Source organism: Halorubrum tibetense (assembly GCF_042661865.1).
Lineage (GTDB): Archaea > Halobacteriota > Halobacteria > Halobacteriales > Haloferacaceae > Halorubrum > Halorubrum tibetense.
In genome coordinates, this window is the sequence record NZ_JBHSWW010000525.1 from 1 (window position 1) to 941 (window position 941).

At 43.7% G+C, this 941-nt stretch carries 2 protein-coding genes; both read left to right on the forward strand.

What is annotated here, in order from left to right; translation table 11 throughout:
- On the forward strand, positions 1-440 hold a 440-nt coding region (lepB, locus tag ACFQEU_RS16710), incomplete at its 5' end, for a signal peptidase I (RefSeq protein ID WP_379783972.1).
- 50 nt (positions 441-490) lie between these two features.
- Positions 491-895 (forward strand): DUF4845 domain-containing protein, encoded by a 405-nt coding sequence (locus ACFQEU_RS16715; protein ID WP_379783974.1) that lies wholly within the window; start codon positions 491-493, stop codon positions 893-895.
- The last annotated feature ends 46 nt before the right edge of the window (positions 896-941 follow it).

Sequence of the window (941 nt, forward strand, 5' to 3'; positions counted from 1 at the left end):
ATCGTGGCGATGTCATGGTGTTTTTTCCTCCGCACAAACCTGATACCTATTTTATTAAACGAGTGCTGGGTTTGCCTGGCGACAGTGTTCGCTTGGATAATGGCACTTTTACCATCAATGGCAACCAAGTTCCGGCAGAACTGTTGGCGCAGCTACCGGTAGGTAGACCTCAATACCAAGTGCTTAAAGAGACTTTGGGCGAAGCCACCCATGAGATTCACCGTGCTATGGTGCCGGGTAGTTTGAGTCAGTCCGGGCAGTGGGAAGTGCCCGCAGGTCATTATCTAATGGTGGGTGATAACCGTGACAATAGCTCTGATGGTAGGGATTGGGGTTTTGTCGCAGAGGACGCTATTGTTGGTCAGGCATTTGCTATTTGGATGCACTGGGAGAAAATGTTAAGTCTGCCCAGTTTTCAACGCCTTGGCTCAATACAATAAATCACTTTTCATCGTTGTTGGAGCGCTACGAAATGAATTATCAAAAGGGTATGAGTTCCCTCAGTTTATTATTGGTTTTGGCTGTTTCAGGCTTTTTTCTGTTGTGTGCTTTTAAGTTGATCCCAGTTTATTCTGAGAATCAATACATCGTCAGTGCTTTACAGTCCTTGCGCGATAGGGATAAAACCGTAGATCAAATGTCACCGTCTGAAATACATAAACATTTACAAAATTTTTATACGGTCAATGGCGTTCGTTCTAAGGGTGCTAATAATATTGTGGTTGAGCGTGAGCGTAATCGCAGTATTATCACTATTTATTACGAAGTGAAAGTGCCGCTGTTTTATAATATATCGGTAGTTTTAGACTTCAAAAACTATATGGATAGCACTAAGCCGGACGAATGCTGTAAGGCGCCTGTTGATTATCGGCCCAAGGCTAAGAAGGACGATTAGTGTCTGAAGCTCAAAGAAAAGTGCTGCAAGGCAAGTTAGGCTATCA

Coding starts and splice junctions, on each gene's coding strand:
- ACFQEU_RS16715 (WP_379783974.1), top strand. CDS start 491: ATGAGTTCCCTCAGTTTATTATTGGTTTTGGCTGTTTCAGGCTTTTTT.